The sequence below is a fragment of the Ruegeria sp. HKCCD7559 genome, assembly GCF_013110575.1.
In the GTDB taxonomy this organism is placed as follows: domain Bacteria; phylum Pseudomonadota; class Alphaproteobacteria; order Rhodobacterales; family Rhodobacteraceae; genus Ruegeria.
The window spans coordinates 202,701-222,430 of record NZ_WVQU01000002.1; the positions used below are offsets into that span (position 1 = coordinate 202,701).

The window sequence follows — 19,730 nt, forward strand, 5'->3', positions numbered from 1 at the left end:
CATCCTCACGAGGGTCTTGACAACAGTAACCGAGTCGATGTGTAGTTTTCAATATATAAAACTCGGTTTCACTATTTGGAACCTTGTGGGAGAGAAACAGGGAGGAAACTATGTATTCAACTTTCAAGCGCACGACGGCTGCGCTGGCGCTTGGTGTCGCGATGGCGGCACCAGCAGCTGCGGAACTCACCGGAGAGCTGCGGATCTTTCTGGACACATCGAACCCGGCGCCACGCGCGACGATGGAGGCGATGATCGAACGGTTCGGGGCACAGCATCCGGGGTTGGAAATCGAAACAACCGTCATCGACCGCGAAGCCTATAAAACGCAGATCCGGAACTTCCTGACGGCTGACACCCCGGACGTGGCCACGTGGTACGCGGCCAACCGTATGAAACCATATGTCGAGGCGGGTCTGTTCGAGGACGTTTCAGATTTGTGGGCCGAGCCCGAGATCGCCGACAATCTCGCTTCGACCAAGGGCGCTTTGACAATCGACGGCAAGCAATGGGGTGTGCCGTATACCTATTATCAGTGGGGTGTCTACTATCGCAAAGACATCTTTGACGAGCTGGGCCTGAGCGAGCCGACTACTTGGGAAGAAGAACTGTCCAACTGCCAGAAAATCGTCGATTCAGGACGCGCCTGCTACACGATCGGCACCAAGTTCCTTTGGACCGCTGGTGGCTGGTTTGACTACTTGAACATGCGCACAAACGGCTTTGATTTTCATCAGCAATTGGCCAATGGCGAAGTCAGCTGGGAAGACGACCGGGTCAAGCAGACCTTCGCCAATTGGAAACAGTTGATCGACATGGGCGCATTCATCGACAACCACCAGACCTACAGCTGGCAGGAAGCGCTGCCCTTCATGGTCAATGGTGAGGCAGCAGCCTATCTGATGGGCAACTTCGCAGTGGCACCGTTGCGCGATGCGGGCCTGACAGATGACCAGCTGGATTTCTACCAGTTCGTCGCGATCAATCCCGATGTTGAGCTGGCCGAAGACGCTCCGACAGACACGTTCCACATCCCGACCAATGCTTCGAACAAGGAAGCTGCGCGCGAATTCCTGCGTTTTGTGGTCTCTGCTGATGAACAGACCGAAATCAACAACGGCGCGAATCTCGGCCAATTGCCGGTCAACGCGCAATCCGCTGTGGATGACGACAAGTTCCTGCAACAGGGCTTTGAAATGCTTTCGTCCAACAGCCCCGGTGGGGTAGCCCAGTTCTGGGACCGCGACGCGCCTGCGGAAATGGCCAAAGTGTCCATGGAAGGTTTCCAGGAATTCATGGTCAAACCCGACAACTTGGACCGGATACTGGCCAAACTCGAACGCGCGCGCGAGCGTATTTACGATAACTGATCAGGCAAGGGTCGGGCCAAAGCCCGGCCCACGCTCCTTTGAATCGTAGGGCGGGTTCCGACCCGCCTTGCTCCAACAGACCCGAGTTTCCAATGACAGTTGCAGCCGACGCCTCAGAACAGGAAAGCTGGTTCCATCGCAATCAACAACGCATCGCACCCTGGCTGTTTCTGGCCCCCGGGATGCTGTTCTTCTTGGTCTATGTGATTATCCCGGTATTCCAGTCCTTCAACCTGTCGCTTTACGAGTGGGACGGCCTGGGCGCTGCGGAATACGTCGGCTTTCGCAACTACGAAGACCTCTATTGGGAATGGGTAGACCGGGATGCTTTCTACATCTCGATGAAGAACAATCTGATCTGGCTGATCCTGTACCTGGCCGCGATTCCGGCAGGTTTGTTCATCGCCCTGTTCCTGAATCAGACAGTTTGGGGCATCCGCCTGTATAAGTCCCTGTTTTTCTTTCCTTTCGTGATTTCTCAGGTCGTGGTGGGGCTGGTGTTCACCTGGTTCTACGATCCGACCTTCGGGTTGCTGAACGAATTCCTCGACCTCTTCGGCCTTGGTCCCCTGAACGTGCTTGGCGATGAGCGCTTTGTGACCTACGGCATCATCTTCGCCGGCCTCTGGCCACAAACCGCCTATTGCATGATCCTGTACCTCACCGGCCTGAACGCTGTGGACCCGGAACAGATCGAAGCGGGACGCCTGGACGGGGCCAAGGGTTGGAAGATGCTTTGGCACATCATCATCCCACAATTGCGGCCCGCAACCTTTATCGCGTTTGTCGTGACCATCATCGGCGCATTACGGTCATTCGACCTGATCTCGATCATGACACAAGGCGGACCTTTCGGATCCTCCCGCGTGCTGGCCTATTACATGTTCGAGGTCGCCCTGTCCGAATATGGCTTCCGCATGGGTTATGGCGCGGCCATCGCCGTGATCCTTTTCCTGATCATGTTGTGCTTCATCGCCTACTTCCTGTGGTCGATGTACCGTGAAGAGAAGGGGCGCTGAGATGTTTCCCAAACCCATCGAAAAACAACCCCGCGCGGCGCAGATCACGTATCAAGCCATGCTTCCATTGGCCCTTCTGTTGTGGCTGGGTCCCCTGCTGGCGGTTGCTCTTTTCTCGGTAAAACCCGCTGCTGACTTCACCAACGCGAATTACTGGGGAATGCCGTCCAGCTTTGAAGGCGCCTTTAACTATGGTCAGGTGTTCTTTAATTCGGACATGCCGCGATACCTGCTGAATTCATTCATGATCACCGTCCCTACCGTGATCGGAGCGGTGGCGCTCAGCTGCATGACCGGCTTCGCGCTTGGCATTTACAAGTTCAAGTCGAACCTCTGGATCTTCTTCATGTTCGTGGCCGGGAATTTCGTGCCCTTTCAGATCTTGATGGTGCCGGTTCGGGATCTGACCCTGCAACTTGGGCTCTACAACACCAAGACCGGGCTGGTCCTGTTTCACATCGCCTTCCAGACCGGGTTCTGCACCCTGTTCATGCGCAACTTCATCCGCGCCCTGCCCTTTGAACTGATCGAGGCAGCACGGGTCGAAGGCATCAGCGAATGGCGCATCTTCTGGTACGTGGTCCTGCCGCTGATGAAGCCCGCGATCGCCGCGCTCAGCGTGCTGATCTTCACCTTCATCTGGAACGACTATTTCTGGGCCGTCGTCCTGACGCAAGGCGCGGAAAGCCAGCCTGTAACTGCCGGAATCACCAGTTTCAACGCACAATTCCGCGCCGCTTATCAATTGATGAGCGCGGGCTCCATCGTGGCAGCTCTGCCACCGGTGGCCATGTTCTTCCTGATGCAGAAACACTTCATTGCGGGTTTGACCCTCGGAGCTGTGAAATGACCAAAATTACCTTTATCGGTGCCGGGTCCACAATTTTCATGCAGAACATCGTTGGAGATGCTCTGTTGACCCCTGCGCTGGCCGACAGTCACTTTGCGCTTATGGATATCGACCCCCAGCGCCTTGCGGAAAGCGAAGCAGTTGCGCGCTCCATGATCCGCTCGGTCGGGGCCGGGGCGACAGTCTCGACCCATACCGACCGCCGCGCGGCGCTGGACGGGGCCGATTTCGTCATTACCGCCTTTCAGGTCGGGGGGTACAAGCCCTGCACGATCACCGATTTCGAGATCCCCAAGCAGTATAGCTTGCGTCAAACCATCGCTGATACGCTGGGCGTCGGAGGAATCATGCGAGGCCTGCGCACGGTTCCGGTGCTTTGGGATGTCGCAGGGGACATGATGCAACTCTGTCCGAACGCGACATTGCTGCAATACGTAAATCCGATGGCCATCAACACCTGGGCACTGGCCGAACGCTTCCCTTCCCTGAAACATGTGGGCCTTTGCCACTCGGTTCAAAATACGGTCGAGGAACTGGCCCATGATCTGGATCTGCCAAAGGATGAGTTCCGCTACAAAGTCGCGGGCGTCAATCACGTCGCATTCTTTCTGAAATTGGAACATCAGGGCCGCGACCTGTATCCGGCACTGCGACGGGGCTATCACGCGGGGAAATTCCCGAAGGCACCGCTGCTGATGCCGCGCTGCCCCAACAAGGTGCGGTACGAGGTGATGGATCATCTGGGCTATTTCTGCACAGAAAGCTCGGAACACCTGGCCGAATACGTGCCGTGGTTCATCAAGGACGGGCGGCAGGACCTGATCGAGGAATTCTCGATCCCGCTGGACGAATACCCCACCCGCTGCGTCGAGCAGGTCGAGATGTGGAAGGAACAGGCCAAGACCCTGACCGACGGGCGCAATATCGATGTCACGCGCAGCCACGAATTCGCCGCCGACCTGATGAACGCGATCGCAACGAACACGCCCTACATGGCCTATGGCAACCTGCCCAATACCGGCCAGATCCCGCAACTGCCCATGGGCGCGGCGGTCGAAACCCCCTGCCTGGTCGACAGCAACGGCGTACAGCCTTCTGTCGTGACCGACATCCCGCCGCAGTTGATTGCCCTGATGCGCACCCAGATCAACGTACAGGAACTGACTGTTCGGGCCCTGACAGAACAGAACCCCGAATATATTTATCACGCCGCGATGATGGATCCGCACACCGCCGCCGAACTGGACCTGCGCCAGATCCGAAACCTTGTCACGGATCTGCTGACGGCCCATAACGATTGGCTGCCCGACTGGTGCCGACCGGCCCGCGCCGCCTGATCTTCATCATTTTACAAATACTCAGATCCAACTTCAGCCAAGAAAAACAAAGCCAGACATGACAAAACGCCGCTCACAGCATTGGTATGGAAAACTCGACAAGGATGGCTTCATCCACCGGTCGTGGATGAAAAACCAGGGCTTTCCCGACCACGCTTTTGACGGACGACCCATAATTGGCATCTGCAACACCTGGTCGGAACTGACCCCCTGCAACTCGGGCCTGCGCGACCTGGCCGAGGGCGTAAAACGCGGCGTGTGGGAGGCGGGAGGCTTTCCGGTCGAATTCCCCGTCATGTCGCTGGGTGAAACCCAGATGAAACCCACCGCGATGCTGTTCCGCAACCTGCTGGCCATGGATGTCGAAGAATCGATCCGCGCCTATGGTATTGACGGAGTCGTTCTGTTGGGCGGCTGCGACAAGACCACGCCGGGGCAACTGATGGGGGCGGCGTCAGTCGATCTGCCTTCGATCGTCGTCAGTTCAGGCCCGATGCTGAACGGTAAATACCGTGGACAGGATATCGGATCCGGCACCGATGTCTGGAAATTTTCCGAGGCCGTTCGGGCCGGCGAAATGACCTTGCAGGATTTCATGAACGCTGAATCCGGCATGTCGCGCAGCGCTGGTGTCTGCATGACCATGGGCACGGCGTCCACCATGGCATCGCTGGTCGAGGCGATGGGCATGAGCCTGCCCACCAATGCCGCGCTTCCGGCGGTCGACGCCCGCCGCATGGCGCTGGCGCACATGACCGGCCGGCGCATCGTCGAGATGGTGGAAGAAGACCTCAAGCCCTCGGACATCCTGACCAAAGAGGCGTTTGAGAACGCCATCCTCGCCAATGCCGCCGTAGGAGGCTCGACCAACGCTGTGGTTCACCTGCTGGCGCTGGCGGGACGTGTCGGGGTTGACCTGACCCTGAAAGACTTTGAAATCGGATCCGAAATACCGCTGCTGGTCAACTGCATGCCGTCGGGCAAATACCTGATGGAAGACTTCTGCTACGCAGGCGGCATGCCGGTTGTACTGAATGAACTCAAATCGTTCCTGCGCCCGGCAAAGACGGTTCTAAACAAGGATATCTCAGCACATTACGAAGGGGCCGAGTGTTACAACTCGGACGTCATCCGTCCCTTCGATGATCCTGTAAAGCCCGCTGCGGGCCTGCGAGTTCTGCGCGGCAACCTTGCGCCGAATGGGGCAATCGTCAAGCCTTCGGCGGCCACTGACGCGCTTCTTGAAACCGAGGGCGAGGCTTTTGTGTTCGACAACATCGAAGACCTGAAGGCCAATATAGACCGTGAAGACCTGCCGGTCACGGCCAAGAGCATTCTGGTGCTCAAAGGGTGTGGCCCCAAGGGGTATCCGGGCATGCCCGAGGTCGGCAACATGCCAATTCCGGCGAAATTGGTGAAAGAGGGTGTGCGAGACATGATCCGGATCTCGGATGCCCGCATGTCGGGAACAGCTTATGGCACCGTCATTTTGCATGTCAGCCCCGAAGCACAGGCGGGTGGCACGCTGGCGCTGGTCAAAAGCGGAGACCGCATCCGTGTTTCAGCCAGCAGCGGCGAACTGGAACTGCTTGTGGACGAAAACGAACTGAACGCCCGCCGCGCCGCGTGGCAACCGGATGATCCGCACTACACACGCGGATATGCAAAACTTTACATCGACCACGTGCTGCAAGCGGATCAGGGGGCGGATCTGGATTTCCTTGTTGGCAAAGACACGCGCCTCGTGACCAGAGAGAGCCACTGATGACCCAACCAGCTACATTCCACGATCTCAACGGGGCCTCCGTCTATATCACCGGCGGCGGCTCGGGCGTCGGTGCGGCGCTGACAGATGGATTCATGGCACAGGGGGCCAATGTGGCCTTCATTGGTCGGTCGGATGCCAGCGGTTTTGTCGAAGAGATGCGCGACAAGCACGGCCGCGCGCCGCTGTTCCTGCAAGGCGACATGACGGATACCGAACTGCTGCACGCGACGATGGCCAAAGCTGCCGAGGCTCATGGTCCTTTGAACGTCTTGGTGAACAATGCAGCCAACGACCAACGTCATACGCTTGAGGAAACCACGACGGAATTCTGGGACTGGATGATCGAGGTGAACCTGAAAGCCTATTATTTCGCGTGTCAGGAAGCCGCCCGGCAAATGAAAGATGGCGGGGCAATCATCAATTTCAGCTCGATCAGTTACATGATGGGCAATGCTGGCTATCCGATCTATACGACCTCGAATGCCGGGATCACGGGGATGACACGGTCATTGGCACGAGAACTGGGGCCGAGGAAAATCCGCGTCAACGCTCTGGCCCCCGGCTGGGTTCTGACGCAAAAACAGTTGGATAAATGGGCCACGCCCGAGGATCTGGCGGCGCATTTGGACCGGCAATGTCTGAAAGAGCACCTGAAGCCCGAGGATATGATAGCACCAACACTTTTTCTGGCGTCCAAGGCCAGCCATGCAATGACCGGGCAATGTATGGCTGTTGATGGCGGCGTCGTGGTTTCGGGGTGATGTTATGAACACTGAATGGATCGCCGTCGACTGGGGAACATCTCATTTACGGGCCTGGGCCATGCAGGGTTCGACTGCGCTGGACCATGCGCAATCCGACAAGGGCATGGCGCACGTCGGGCCTGACGGGTTTCAAGCCGCCCTGCTGGATTTGATCGAAAACTGGTTGCCCGGCGCGCCGGTGGATGTGGTCGCTTGCGGAATGGTCGGCGCACGCCAAGGCTGGGTGGAAGCCCCTTATTCGACCGTGCCGTCGGCCCCCTTGCCCGATGTCCCGATCCGCGTACCCGGATCAGATCCGCGCATCCGGGCCTTTGTCATACCCGGTCTGAAACAGACAACCCCGCCGGATGTGATGCGGGGTGAGGAAACCCAGATTGCCGGATTTCTGGGCGCGCGCCAGAATTGGGACGGCGTTATCTGCCTGCCCGGAACCCACACGAAATGGGTTCAGGTAAGCGCTGGCGAGGTTGTAAGCTTTCGTACCTTCATGACGGGTGAGTTGTTCGACCTGCTATGTGGTCAGTCCGTGCTGCGACACTCTGTAGGCCCGGGCTGGGACGAAAACGCTTTCGCCGAGGTGGTTGCGGATACGTTATCAAAGCCCGAACAATTGGCTGCGCGTCTTTTTAACTTGCGAGCGGCGGACTTGCTGCAAGGTCAGGCCAAAGCCACCGCACGCGCGCGCCTTTCCGGATTGTTGATCGGGGCCGAACTGGCCGCGACACGGCCCTATTGGCTAGGGCAGCAACTGGCCATTATCGGAGCAGAAGGCGTGTCGCAGACATATGCAACAGCCTTGCAACGGCAAGGCGCATTTGTGGAAACCGCAAACGCCACCGAGGCAACTCTGGCCGGGCTTGCGCTGGCCCGAAACCTGACAAGGCAAACCGCATGAGCCGTCCCATCATCGCCATATTGCGTGGCTTGCAACCGCACGAAGCCAAAGCCGTTGGCCGCGCCATTATCGATGCCGGCATCGACCGGATCGAAGTGCCGCTCAATTCTCCGGATCCGCTCAACAGTATCAGAACTTTGGTTGATGCGTTTGGAAACCAGGCCCTGATCGGCGCGGGCACTGTTTTGACAGTCGATCAGGTGGACGCTGTGTCGGCCGCCGGAGGCAAGTTGATCGTATCGCCCAACTATGACGCCGAGGTCATCAAGCGTTCAGCCGCGTTAGGCCTGCAAAGCTGGCCGGGGGTTTACACCCCAACTGAAGCTTTTGCGGCCCTCAAGGCCGGGGCCACCGGTTTGAAGCTGTTCCCGGGGGTGATGGCTGGTCCGGCGGGTTTGGCCGCCTTACGTCCGGTTTTGCCCATAGGCTCGCTTGTTTTTGCCGTTGGCGGTGCCGGACCCGAGAATTTCGGGCAATGGATCAAAGCGGGCGCAGATGGCTTTGGGATAGGCTCTGCACTTTACAAACCCGGAATGGATGTCGCCGAAATCGCCGAGCGCGCCCGGCATATCGTCACGGCCTATGACGAGGCCGCCGGATGAGCACTATCTTTGACGACCGCCCCTGCGAGTTGGGCGAAGGCCCGTTGTGGCATCCTGAAAGACGTCAGCTTTTCTGGTTCGATATCATAGGCAAACGTCTGATGACCCGCGAGCGGGGAATGCCCAAAAGCTGGAGCTTCGATGAACATGTTTCGGCCGCGGGCTGGGTGGATCGCGATACGCTTCTTATGGCGTCGGAAACGGGGCTGTGGCGTCTCGATTTGCAATCCGGAAAGCGGAACTTGATCACGCCTCTGGAAGCCGACAACCCCGTGACCCGTTCAAACGATGGCCGCGCCGATCCGTGGGGTGGGTTTTGGATCGGCACAATGGGCAAGCAGGCGGAACCCGGGGCCGGATCAATCTATCGCTTCTGGAAAGGCGAGTTGAGACGATTGGTTCCGGATGTGACAATCTCCAACGCGATCTGTTTTGCCCCCGATCGTTCGGTGGCCTATTTCTGCGACACCGCAACGAAACAAGTCAGGCGCTGGCGTCTGAACGCCGAAACCGGGTGGCCGGAAGGCGACAGCGCAGTTTTTCTGGATTTGCGCAAAGAAGGTCTGAACCCGGATGGTGCGGTCATCGATGCCCAGGGAAATATCTGGATTGCACAATGGGGTGCCAGCCGAATTGCGGTATACAAGGCCGACGGCATGTTTCTGAAGGCCGTTGCATTTGACGCATCCCATACGTCATGTCCCGCTTTCGGGGGCGATGAACTGAATACGCTTTTCTGCACAACGGCCCGTCAGGGATTGAACGCAGAAACAATAGACAGCCAACCGACCAACGGCATGACCTTTGCCGCGCGAAATGCAGGTCAGGGTCAGGCAGAACACAAGGTCATCTTATGAAGCCGGAACTGGGCGTTTGTTATTATCCTGAACATTGGCCAGAGGCGATGTGGGCAGACGATGCCGCGCAAATGGTCGAAACAGGCCTTACATGGGTGCGTATTGGCGAGTTCGCGTGGAGCCGCATCGAGCCGCAATCCGGCGTTTTTCAATTCGAATGGCTAGATCGCGCGATTGAGACACTCGGAGCAGCCGGATTGAAGGTCGTGCTGGGCACGCCAACCGCAACACCGCCGCGCTGGATGCTGGACAAACACCCGGATATGCTGGCCGCCGATGAAAACGGCAACCCGCGCAAGTTCGGATCACGGCGGCATTACTGCTTTAGCCATCAAGGCTATATCGACGAATCTACCCGCATCGCACGCATATTGGGTGAACGGTTCGGTAGGAACCCGCATGTCGTCGCGTGGCAGATTGACAATGAATACGGGTGTCACGACACCACTCTCAGCTACAGCGCAGCTGCTCAACAGGCATTTCGCCATTGGCTGGCCGAACGGTACGGAACAATTGAAACGCTGAACCAGGCGTGGGGCAATGTGTTCTGGTCGATGGAATATCGCAACTTCAGCGAAATCGACCTGCCCAATCAAACGGTGACCGAGCCGAACCCGGCTCATGTACTGGCATTCCGGCGCTTCAGTTCGGATCAGGTCGCGGCTTTCAACAAAGCACAGGTGGATGCGCTGCGCCCGTTGACTGATGCGCCGCTTTTGCACAATTACATGGGCCGTATTCTGGACTTCGACCATTTCAAGGTTGGCGCGGATCTGGATATCGCCACTTGGGACAGTTATCCGATCGGTTTTCTGTCGGACCGGCTGGATGCCGACGACGCGCACAAGACCGCCTTTTTGCAACAGGGTGATCCGGACATGCAGGCGTTTCACCATGATCTCTACCGGGCGGTTGGGCGCGGCCGTTGGTGGGTGATGGAACAACAACCCGGCCCGGTGAATTGGGCACCGTATAATCCGGCGCCCCTGCCCGGAATGGTGCGTCTTTGGTCCGTGGAAGCCGTGGCTCATGGTGCCGAGGTGGTGAGTTATTTCCGATGGCGGCAAGCCCCGTTTGCGCAAGAGCAAATGCATGCGGGCTTGCTGACATCGAACAATCACCCTGCTGCTGCACTGGCAGAGGCCCGCCAGACCGCAGATGACCTGAACACGTTGGGCGCGGTGCAACAGATACAGGCCAAAGTGGCCATTCTGTTTGATTACGCCTCGGACTGGGCGTGGACCACACAACCACAAGGCGCGGGATTTGATTATTTCCGATTGGTTTTTTCGGCTTACCGCGCGCTGCGACGGGCCGGTCTTTCGGTAGACTTTGTTTCGGCGAAGGACATTCCCGGTGATTACTCGGTGATCTTTGCCCCCGGTTTGGCCACAATGGATCCTGATTTGGAACAACGTTTGGCAGAGAGATGCGATCTTGCCATTCTGGGACCGCGCGGCGGCGCGATCACCCGCGATTTTCAAATTCCTGAAAAGGGCAGACCCGGTCTGAGAAGGATCGATTGCGATGTTGATCTGGTCGAAACTCTGCCGCCCACGGTTGAACGCGCGGTCAAGGGTGGCGGCGCGGCGCGGCATTGGATCGACCGATTGTCAGGAACGGCCAAAGACTTGCTGAGTTTCGAAGACGGAACACCTGCTCTCAAGGCAGGGGACGGAATCTGGTACTTGGCCGGCTTCCCCGATGCAGACCTTTGGGACCGCGTTATAGCCATGGCGGCGGAAGAAGCCGATTTGACATTGCGCAGGATGCCGCAAGGCCTGCGACTGCGCGAGACGGCCGATCATGCCTTCCTGATCAACTACAACGCAGGACCGGTGGATTGGAACGGGCTCACCGTCGAAGGTTGTGACGTCAAAATCCTGAAACGCAATCCGCCCGAACAAACCTGAGGTCAGTCCGGGCGGATGCCGAGGCTACGAACCTGCGCCGCTATTCGTCGTTTTGCAGGCTATTGGGGTCAAACACCCCGCCGAAACCACTGTTATTGGACGGAGCGTCTTCGGATTCAGGCCCACTATCTGCGCCTTCGCTTTCCTCGCCCCCTAAAGAGTTCGGAGCGAAAACATTGCCAAAGCCGCTGTTGTTCGTCGGTTTCGGGGTGGATTGCGCACCGCCCTGTTCCGCTTCTTCAGCTTCGCGTTGCTTGCGGCGTTCTTCACGCTGTTTACGCAACTCCTGAATACGCTGTTCCGCTTCCAGCTGCTTCTGCTCGCGAATATCGGCGATACACTGCGCCGGATTGTAGGTGGCCGCAGTGCCGACAACTGTGATCGTTGCGACGGCAAATACAACCAACAGAACCGCTGCCATGTTGCCGGAAAAGAAGCTGGGCAGTTTGATCTTGCCGGCCAGCTCCTCAACCGTCGCGTTCTTGCGCGCCGCTGCCACCAGTTCCTGACGTTTCAGCTTGGCTTCGTTCAGCAGAGCGAAGAACACTGTCAGCGCCACGATGATGAAGGCCAGCGCCGAGATTGCGGGTGTGATGCCATACCGGACTTTTTGGGCCAGCTCGATCGTCAACGTCGGGTATTCACCGAAGGTAAAGGTGGTGGTGTTGTAGTTTTCGAACGATGCGAGGAACGCCAACACCGCTGCCGATGCAATCGCCGGACGCATGAACGGCAACAGGATCTTGCGGAAGGCCTGGGCGTGGCTGGCCCCAAGGTCCAGTGCCGCCTCGGTCAGGGCCACGTCGTAGCGCTGCAAGCGTGCCACCAACACCAGCATGCAGTAGCTGGCGATAAAGGTGGATTGGCCGATCACCGTCAGAAAAATGCCATTTGACAGGAAGCTGTCCGCCCCCAGTCCCAGCATCCGGTTGATACGATCCCAGAACACCAGCGTCGAGATACCCAGAACAACACCCGGGATCAGGATCGGAGCGATAATGATCGTATAGTAAGTCGCCCGCAGCTTTGGCCAGATCTGGGTCAGCATCAATGCGCCCGCCAGACCCATGGCCACTGACAGGATGACCGTGCCGATCCCGATGATCAGTGAGTTCTTGATACCGTTCAGGATGCGCTGATCCTGAAACAACTCGCCAAACCACTGGAAGGTCAGGCATTCCCACGGGCTCATCCGCGGGAAGCCGGACGAGTTGAACGCGGTGATCGACATGATCACAAGCGGGCCCAGCAGATACAGGAAGAAGATCGCCAGATAGACCCAGATGCTTATGCGGAGAAAGGAATTGTTCATTTCCCAATATCCCCCATGTTCACTTTGAACAGGCGCATCATGGCCAGCACGAACAGGATACAGGTCACCAGCAGGACGATCGCATAAGCAGCCCCTTGCGGCCAGTCGTTGTTATCGTTGAACTGCTGATAAATCAGCTGTGTGAACCACAGCGACGACGGCCCGCCCAGGATTTGCGGTGCCGCCAGCGCGCCCGCAGACAGCATGAACACCATCGTACAGCCCGAACTGATCCCTGGCTTGGCATAAGGAATGACCACACGCCAATGTATCCGCCACCACGGCGCGCCAAGGTCGCGCGCGGCTTCGATCTGATTTTTGTCCAGGCTTTCTATGACGTTATACATTGGGAAGATCATCAGCAGAATATAGGCATAGCCCAGCCCGGCATAGAGCGCGATATCGTTTCGGATGAAGTCGAACGGCGTATCCCAGACCCCCAGTCCCACGAACAGCGTGTTCAGAACACCGGTTTCACCGAAGATAATGCGCAACGCAAAGGCGCGCAGGATTTCGTTGATCCAGTAAGGGATGATCAGCATGATCGCGAAGATGCGGATATGGCTGCCTTCGGACTGCCCCAGATAGTAGGCGATCGGATAGCAGATGATCAGGTTGAAAATCGTGACGCAAACGGCCGCCACGAGGGTGCGGAAGAACACCCGCAGGTCAACCGTGTTGTAATCCTGACTGCCACCTTCGGGGCCGTATATCAGGTACTTGTAGTTCTCCAGCGTATAGACGTCCTTCGGCCCGCCAATTTCTGGTGGGGGCAGGTTTGGACGGAACGAGAAATCCAGCATCGACAGCTGCGGCAGGATAATAAGGCCGATTGTCCAGAACAAAACCAGACCTAGGATCGCCAAGCCCATACCGGTGCCGTTGCGATTGAAGAATTCTTTCAGAAATCGGGGCATGAACTGTTCCCCTTATTCCGCAGCCAGCTCACCCGCGGGAACGACAACGGCATTATGCGTCTCGTATTCCAGCGTGATGTTCTGTCCGGTGTGGTCCTCGAAGGATTGCCCATGGTTGGGGATCGAGACCTTGATTTCCTTTCCGCCTTCGCCTTCGGTGAAGATGTTGAAGACGTTGCCTTCGAACTCTTCATGATTGACCCGGGCGGTGACGAAGTGATCGCCCGTTGCGCCATCGGGGGCAATTGCAAAGGCCTCGGGGCGGATGAACATCATCGCGTCATCACCTTCTTTCATCTTGCCCTGATTGGCCGTCGAAATCCTTGCCACCAGATCCCCCGAACGGTTGGTCGAGATCAAAGCTTCCTTGCCCATCACTTGCTTGATTTTACCGCGGAACACATTGTTTTCGCCAACGAATGAAGCCGCAAAAGCCGTGTTGGGATCGTTGTAAATCGTCTTCCCGTCGGCGATTTGATCAATCACACCGGCACGCATGACGGCGATATTGTCCGACATGGTCAGCGCTTCACCCTGATCGTGCGTGATGTAGATGAAAGTAATGCCGACACGCTGTTGAATTTCACGCAACTCGGTCCGCATGTGCTGGCGCAGCTTCAGGTCAAGTGCCGACAGAGGCTCATCCAGCAACAGCACGTCCGGTTCGGCGCACAGAGCACGGGCAATAGCAACACGCTGACGTTGACCACCTGACAGTTCACTTGGCAGTTTGTCCCCCTGCCCCGGTAACGCAATCATGTCCAGAAGCTCATCGGCGCGCCTGCGGCGTTCGGCAGCACTGGCCCCTTTGATTTCCATGGAAAACGTGATGTTTTCCCAGACCTTCATCAGCGGGAACAATGCGAGGTTCTGAAAGATCAGCGCCGTCGGGCGCTTGTTGGGCCCGATGCCACGCATATTGTTGCCACCAATCAGTACGTTGCCTTCGCTTGGTTCAAGAAAGCCGGACACTGCCCTCAGAATGGTTGTTTTTCCGCAGCCCGATGGCCCGAGGAAAGAAAAGAAATCTCCCCCGTTGATATTGACGTTTGCATCGCGCACGGCGACGAAGTCACCGAAACGGATCCACAGGTTTTCCAGATCGACTCCGACCCCTGCACTCATTTTTGGTTTCTCCCTGAGGTGCGTGTTGTCACCACACAGTATTAGCGTCCGCCACGCCGGGACGGCGCGCAGATGGGTGCCCCCCGCAGGATGCGGAGGGCGAAGGTTCGGAACGCTTAAGCGCTTTTGAACTTGTTGACGAACTCGGTCCGGGTTTCAGCATACCACGGCGCTTCTGCAGGCCACGGATTGAGGTTGGCCAGCGAGTCGCCCGGATAGGCCTCGGCAAAGTTCTTCTTGTAGGTGTCGCCGGAATACTGGTCGGCCCCTAATACCGGCGAGTTGTAGCCATGACTGTCAATGGCGACACCGGCCGGCTTGGCCTGATAGGCAAAGTCGATAAAGGCGTAAACCTGATCGATATTCGCGGCACCAGTCGGCATGGACATACCATCCACCCAAGCCATCGCACCTTCGACGGGTGCCTGATAGTGCACCGGCTCACCTGCGGATTTCAGTGCAAGGGGTGGGCCGTCCCAGGTTTGGCCAACGACAACGCCTTCGTTCAGAAGACCGTTCTTCTGTGTGTCGGCGTCGTTCCAGATCAGCTTGATGCGGTCCTTGCGTGCAATGCACCAGTCGGTGATCTGGCCCCAAACCTTGCGCATGGTGTCTTCATCACCATATGCCGCCCAGACCGAACCCGGCTCCATCTCGCCAGCGCGTTCCATATAAAGGCCGGCGCCCAGCATCATGGAATGCGCGCGGCCCATGGTTTTGCCTGCGTTCGCTTCCGACCACACGTCGCCATAGGACGGCGCATCACCATCCGGCAGCCACAGGTCAGTACGATAAGCAATACCTTCTGTACCCCAGATATGCGGAAGCCAGTGCGCACCTGAATCGCCAAAGTTCCACGCATCAGTACCAATCTTTGCCATGGCCGGGTTCACCAGATCGATCGGAACCTTGTTCATGTCGAAGGGCTGGAGCAGCTCCAGCGGTTCCCACTGCAACGACCGGTTGTTGGTCGGTGAAACGATATCAAAACCCTGGCCCTTGGTGGCCTTCATCTTGTTGATGATCTCTTCGTTCGAGCCGATGCCGGTATAGTTCACCTTGATTCCGGTCAGAGTCTCAAACTCTTCGATGAAACTGGGCGGCAGGTAGTCCGACCACATCAGAATGTTGATTTCGCCCGACGACGCCAGAGCGCTCTTGCTGTAAAGGGGTGCCGCAAGTGCCGCAGCACCTGCGCCTTTCAACACAGAGCGTCTCGAAAGTGACGAATGTTTAGCCATAGGTGATCTCCCGTTGTTGGATGAGTTTATTTTTGTCTTTATATTCATAGGACTTTCTGTGCCCGTTCGTCAGTCCAAAAGTGACAGTTTGCGGAAATCTTATATCCAGTTTTTGTTTTTGACACGTTTTGGTTGAATCTCAGGGCGTTAGTTTACCTGCCAGACTGTGAATTCGTGCGCGCCGACCGGATCAGAGCCGATCAAAATTCGTCGTGATCCACCACCAGGCAGAGGTTTGGACATGTCACCAAAATTGAAGGCAAAATGCAACGTACCGAAGCGGGTTACACGTAAGTCTGGATCGCAGTCCAGAGGCTTCAGCCCTGCCCATTCCAAGACATCGCGCATAATCTCGTGCAAGAGCGCACCGCAGGACACCATGGCCAGATATGTCGCACGATCCGACCGGACAACCGCTGGGCTGGCGTCGCAATAGGCACTTTTGAAGCGCGCCAGGACATTTGCCTCGGTCTCGATGATTTCGCGCCAACCGGCAAAGTCAAAAAGCTGACCGTTCTGCAACAGCACGGATTCTCTTGCAATATCCGGCAGCGATTCGACACGGACGACACGGACGCCGGTCAGATCCGCCAACGCACCCGGCGCCAGATTTGAAGGCGTCTGCATTTGAGCCGTCTTGCTGCCGGACCGGGCACCAATCAAAAGCTTTGCCCCCGAAGCCTTAAGTCTTGCGGCCAGATCCGGGGTCACGATCATGCTTTGCGGCAGCACGATCAGGGCGTAACCTTCCAAACCATCCTGGGGACCCACAAAATCAATGTCCACCCCCAGACTGCGCAAGGCAGTGTACCATTCACGGAAGACATGGGAATTGGGGAAGTCATCATCATGCGGCAGAATATCGGCCGCCCAGATCGAAGCGTAATCCAGCATCATCGCCACGGAGGCTTTTCCGCGCGTCGTCGGCGGAAGCTTTTCACGATCCTTCACAATTTGAGCCAGTTCGAGCGCGGCTTGATCCACACTGCCATCCGAGCGCAGCAAGGCTGTATGGTATTGTTCCTGCGCGAACTTTGCCTGTCGCCATCGAAAGAACATCACAGCTTGCGCGCCGTGTGCATATGCGGCCCAGGTCCAAAGCCGAACCATCCCTTCGGCTGGGGAAGGGTTTTGTGCCGCCCAGTCCACCGGCCCCGGCTGCTGTTCCAACACCCATACCCGCCCCCGCCCCTGACTGCGATACAGGTCACAATGAAATCCCTGATAATCAGGCGCGCCGGTTCGCAGATAACGGCGCTTTTCCTTCTCTGACAGGGTTGAGCCCATCAGATTACCCAGCGGGTAGCTGTCAAAGCCGACGATATCCAGATCGGCGGCCACTGCGTGGTGATCGAATTCGAAACTGCCGGCCATGAAGTTGTGCGTGATATCTCGACCCGGCGCATGTTCGCGCAGCACGTCCACCTGTGTCTTGTTGAACAACCGCACCCGGTCCGAGGAATAGCGCCTGAAATCAAGGGCATGGGTGGGGTTGGGTGTAGCGACCAGACCATTGGGCAGTTCAATCTGGTCAAAGCCGGAATAAAGGCTCCCCCAGAACACGGTCCCCCAGGCCTCGTTCAATGCGTCAATTGTGCCGTATCGTTTTGCCAGCCAGCGCCGAAAGCCCGCCTGGGCAGCATTAGAATAGCTGAGAACGGTGTCGTGGTCATTGTACTCATTGTCGATCTGCCAGGCATGGACATGCGGGTTCTGGCCATACCTGGCGGCATATTCCGTGGCGATCCTTTGCGCCTCGGCCAGGTACACGTCACTGGAAAAACAATAATGTCTGCGGGAACCATAGCCCCTGACCCGGCCGTCCGGGCCAACCGGCAGAATTTCGGGGTGCTCATCAATCAGCCATTTGGGAGGCGCAGCCGTTGGAGTCGACATCATGACCCGCAGGCCGGCCCGCCCCAGAATCTCGATGACGTCATCCAACCAGTCCCAATGAAACCGGCCGCGTTCCGGTTCAATCAGACCCCAGGTGAACTCGGCGATTCGAACCCAATCCAAACCCATCTCGACCATCCGCGCGGCGTCACTGCGCCACTGGGACGGGTCCCATTGTTCGGGGTAGTAGCAAACCCCAAGCTCCAGTTTGCTCATCGGTTGTCCTTTGCCGTGCGCCGTTCGATCCATTTCAGGAAGCTTGCGCAACAGAGGGTGAGTACCACATACAGAATTGCTGCCGTATTGAACGGCGCAAAGGGCAGAAAGCTTGCTGCCTGAAACTCTCGCATCCTTTGGGTCATGTCGCGGACGGACAGGATGGACAGCAACGAGGTATCCTTGATCATCGCGATGAATTCGTTGCCCAATGGCGGGGTGACGATCCGCAGGGCTTGCGGCAGAACGATCAGCCGCGCCGTCTGCCAGCGCGACAAGCCCAGCGAACTGCCTGCTTCCAGTTGCCCTTTCGGGATGGCCTCGATCCCAGATCGGAATATTTCCGCCATATAGGCCGAATACCCGACCGAAATCGCGATGATCCCGCGTGTCATGTTGGTCATATCAATGCCGCCCCCCGTGGCATCCTTGACCGCGCCCGCCAAGGGCAGGCCAATGTAAAGAATGATCACCAACATCGGAATGCCGCGTATCGTGTCCACGAAAAATTCGGCCCCAACCGCCAAGGGATGCAGCTTGTGCTGTGCGCCGCCAATGGTCAGCGTCAGCAGCAGAAAGCCGAAAACAGCAAAAGCCAGAGCGGGATTGCGGTATTTGTCAGGCAAGAAACTGGTCTGCCACAGAACCGGATAGCCTTGTGAATGAGCATCCACGGGAACAAACGCTCCGGAAACGCTGTCGACGGTTTCAATCTGCTCCAGGGCGGCCGCTGCATCAGTGGCGCTGCGTATGCGGTATTGTTGTTCGCCGGCACCGTCGAACTCTCCATACCGGATGATGTCAGCCTGCGCCTGTGGTGTGCCGCGCACAATGGCAATGCGCCCTTCGGTGCTTCCGACCAGAACGTAACTGACCTGCGGCTGCATGAAGAAAAAGGCTGATATCGCAAGCAATGACAGGCTGATGGAACCATACAGAATCGTGGTGCGCGCCCGTGGTTTGAACGATTGCAACCCCACCCAGATCAAGCCCAGAATGGCCGAGAAGATATAGGCGAAGATGGCTGCGCGAAACGTAATGGCAACGCCCGTCGCGAACTGCCAGTGGGCCATGAACATCAGATAGAACAAAACCGCACCTGTAAGGCATTCCAGCCCCAAAAGAACGCGCCTGCGCCAAGGGGGTTGCAACCCCGCGGACAGCAGGCTCAAGGCGACAACACCTGTGTATGCGGCCAGAAGAACTTGCAGTCCTGTCTGAATCTGGGTCACGACTTCGGGATACAACACCCACGTCTGACTGGACCGGTCGATCAGGGTTGATGTGTTCTCGCTGAGCGCATGAAAGAAAACGGATTCCGCGAAGGGCATCAAAAGCTGTGGAGATAAAAAGCTTATGACGAAAAGCGCAATTGACGCGGGCAGCGCCGCAAGGGCCGAAGCGCGCAACCAGCCGGGGGCGTGATTGGTAAAACGTGCATACCGGGCGCAGAGATATCCAAGGATTGCAACCGAGACGATCAGCAGAAAGCCGACGAAAATCGGCCCTGCATTGTTGCCGATCCCCAGAATTGCAATCAGAGATCGCAGATATTTCGAGGACGTGGCGAACAGATAGACGATGAAGGGAGCGGCTGCGAGCAATACAAGATTGCTCGGGCGGATCGTGCTGAGACGCGACATGGAAC

At 57.4% G+C, this 19,730-nt stretch carries 16 protein-coding genes; 10 read left to right on the forward strand and 6 right to left on the reverse strand.

The window, feature by feature from the left end; translation table 11 throughout:
* Positions 1 to 110: 110 nt before the first annotated feature.
* From GS605_RS09120 to GS605_RS09165, 10 genes are all read left to right on the forward strand, one after another.
* Positions 111 to 1,370 carry an ABC transporter substrate-binding protein gene (locus GS605_RS09120; RefSeq protein ID WP_171636102.1) on the forward strand — a complete coding sequence of 420 codons (1,260 nt, stop codon included), beginning with the start codon at positions 111 to 113 and terminating at the stop codon, positions 1,368 to 1,370.
* Between the two features lie 92 nt (positions 1,371 to 1,462).
* A complete protein-coding gene (locus GS605_RS09125; RefSeq protein ID WP_171636104.1) occupies positions 1,463 to 2,389 on the forward strand; it encodes a carbohydrate ABC transporter permease in 927 nt (308 codons plus the stop codon).
* Position 2,390: 1 nt separating this feature from the next.
* Positions 2,391 to 3,239 carry a carbohydrate ABC transporter permease gene (locus tag GS605_RS09130; RefSeq protein ID WP_170345350.1) on the forward strand — a complete coding sequence of 283 codons (849 nt, stop codon included), beginning with the start codon at positions 2,391 to 2,393 and terminating at the stop codon, positions 3,237 to 3,239.
* A complete protein-coding gene (locus tag GS605_RS09135) occupies positions 3,236 to 4,576 on the forward strand; it encodes an alpha-glucosidase/alpha-galactosidase (protein ID WP_171723773.1) in 1,341 nt (446 codons plus the stop codon). Before GS605_RS09130 ends, GS605_RS09135 begins: the two co-directional genes overlap by 4 nt.
* A gap of 58 nt (positions 4,577 to 4,634) precedes the next feature.
* Positions 4,635 to 6,341: an IlvD/Edd family dehydratase gene (locus GS605_RS09140; RefSeq protein WP_171723774.1), complete on the forward strand. Its 1,707-nt coding sequence runs from the start codon at positions 4,635 to 4,637 to the stop codon at positions 6,339 to 6,341.
* Positions 6,341 to 7,105: an SDR family NAD(P)-dependent oxidoreductase gene (locus GS605_RS09145; RefSeq protein WP_171723775.1), complete on the forward strand. Its 765-nt coding sequence runs from the start codon at positions 6,341 to 6,343 to the stop codon at positions 7,103 to 7,105. The genes GS605_RS09140 and GS605_RS09145 overlap by 1 nt, the downstream gene beginning before the upstream one ends.
* Positions 7,106 to 7,109: 4 nt before the next feature.
* Positions 7,110 to 8,003, forward strand: a complete 894-nt coding sequence (locus tag GS605_RS09150) for a 2-dehydro-3-deoxygalactonokinase (protein ID WP_171723776.1) — start codon at positions 7,110 to 7,112, stop codon at positions 8,001 to 8,003.
* On the forward strand, positions 8,000 to 8,605 hold the full coding sequence (locus GS605_RS09155; protein WP_171723777.1) for a 2-dehydro-3-deoxy-6-phosphogalactonate aldolase: 606 nt from the start codon (positions 8,000 to 8,002) through the stop codon (positions 8,603 to 8,605). Before GS605_RS09150 ends, GS605_RS09155 begins: the two co-directional genes overlap by 4 nt.
* Positions 8,602 to 9,462 (forward strand): SMP-30/gluconolactonase/LRE family protein, encoded by an 861-nt coding sequence (locus GS605_RS09160; protein WP_171723778.1) that lies wholly within the window; start codon positions 8,602 to 8,604, stop codon positions 9,460 to 9,462. Before GS605_RS09155 ends, GS605_RS09160 begins: the two co-directional genes overlap by 4 nt.
* A complete protein-coding gene (locus GS605_RS09165) occupies positions 9,459 to 11,375 on the forward strand; it encodes a beta-galactosidase (protein WP_171723779.1) in 1,917 nt (638 codons plus the stop codon). Before GS605_RS09160 ends, GS605_RS09165 begins: the two co-directional genes overlap by 4 nt.
* A 40-nt stretch (positions 11,376 to 11,415) precedes the next feature.
* Here the strand turns inward: GS605_RS09165 and GS605_RS09170 are convergent, their stop codons facing one another.
* From GS605_RS09170 to GS605_RS09195, 6 genes are all read right to left on the reverse strand, one after another.
* Positions 11,416 to 12,687 (reverse strand): ABC transporter permease, encoded by a 1,272-nt coding sequence (locus GS605_RS09170; RefSeq protein ID WP_171723780.1) that lies wholly within the window; start codon positions 12,685 to 12,687, stop codon positions 11,416 to 11,418.
* Entirely contained in the window at positions 12,684 to 13,604 is a 921-nt protein-coding gene (locus tag GS605_RS09175) for an ABC transporter permease (RefSeq protein ID WP_171119259.1), read from the reverse strand. The genes GS605_RS09170 and GS605_RS09175 overlap by 4 nt, the downstream gene beginning before the upstream one ends.
* Positions 13,605 to 13,616: 12 nt before the next feature.
* Positions 13,617 to 14,729, reverse strand: coding sequence for an ABC transporter ATP-binding protein (locus tag GS605_RS09180; protein WP_171636122.1), 1,113 nt, complete (start codon positions 14,727 to 14,729; stop codon positions 13,617 to 13,619).
* Between the two features lie 116 nt (positions 14,730 to 14,845).
* Complete coding sequence (locus tag GS605_RS09185) at positions 14,846 to 15,970, reverse strand: extracellular solute-binding protein (RefSeq protein ID WP_171723781.1); 1,125 nt, start codon at positions 15,968 to 15,970, stop codon at positions 14,846 to 14,848.
* 147 nt (positions 15,971 to 16,117) lie between these two features.
* Positions 16,118 to 18,082, reverse strand: coding sequence for a beta-galactosidase (locus GS605_RS09190; RefSeq protein WP_171723782.1), 1,965 nt, complete (start codon positions 18,080 to 18,082; stop codon positions 16,118 to 16,120).
* A complete protein-coding gene (locus tag GS605_RS09195) occupies positions 18,079 to 19,725 on the reverse strand; it encodes an amino acid ABC transporter permease (protein ID WP_171723783.1) in 1,647 nt (548 codons plus the stop codon). Before GS605_RS09195 ends, GS605_RS09190 begins: the two co-directional genes overlap by 4 nt.
* Positions 19,726 to 19,730 lie beyond the last annotated feature (5 nt).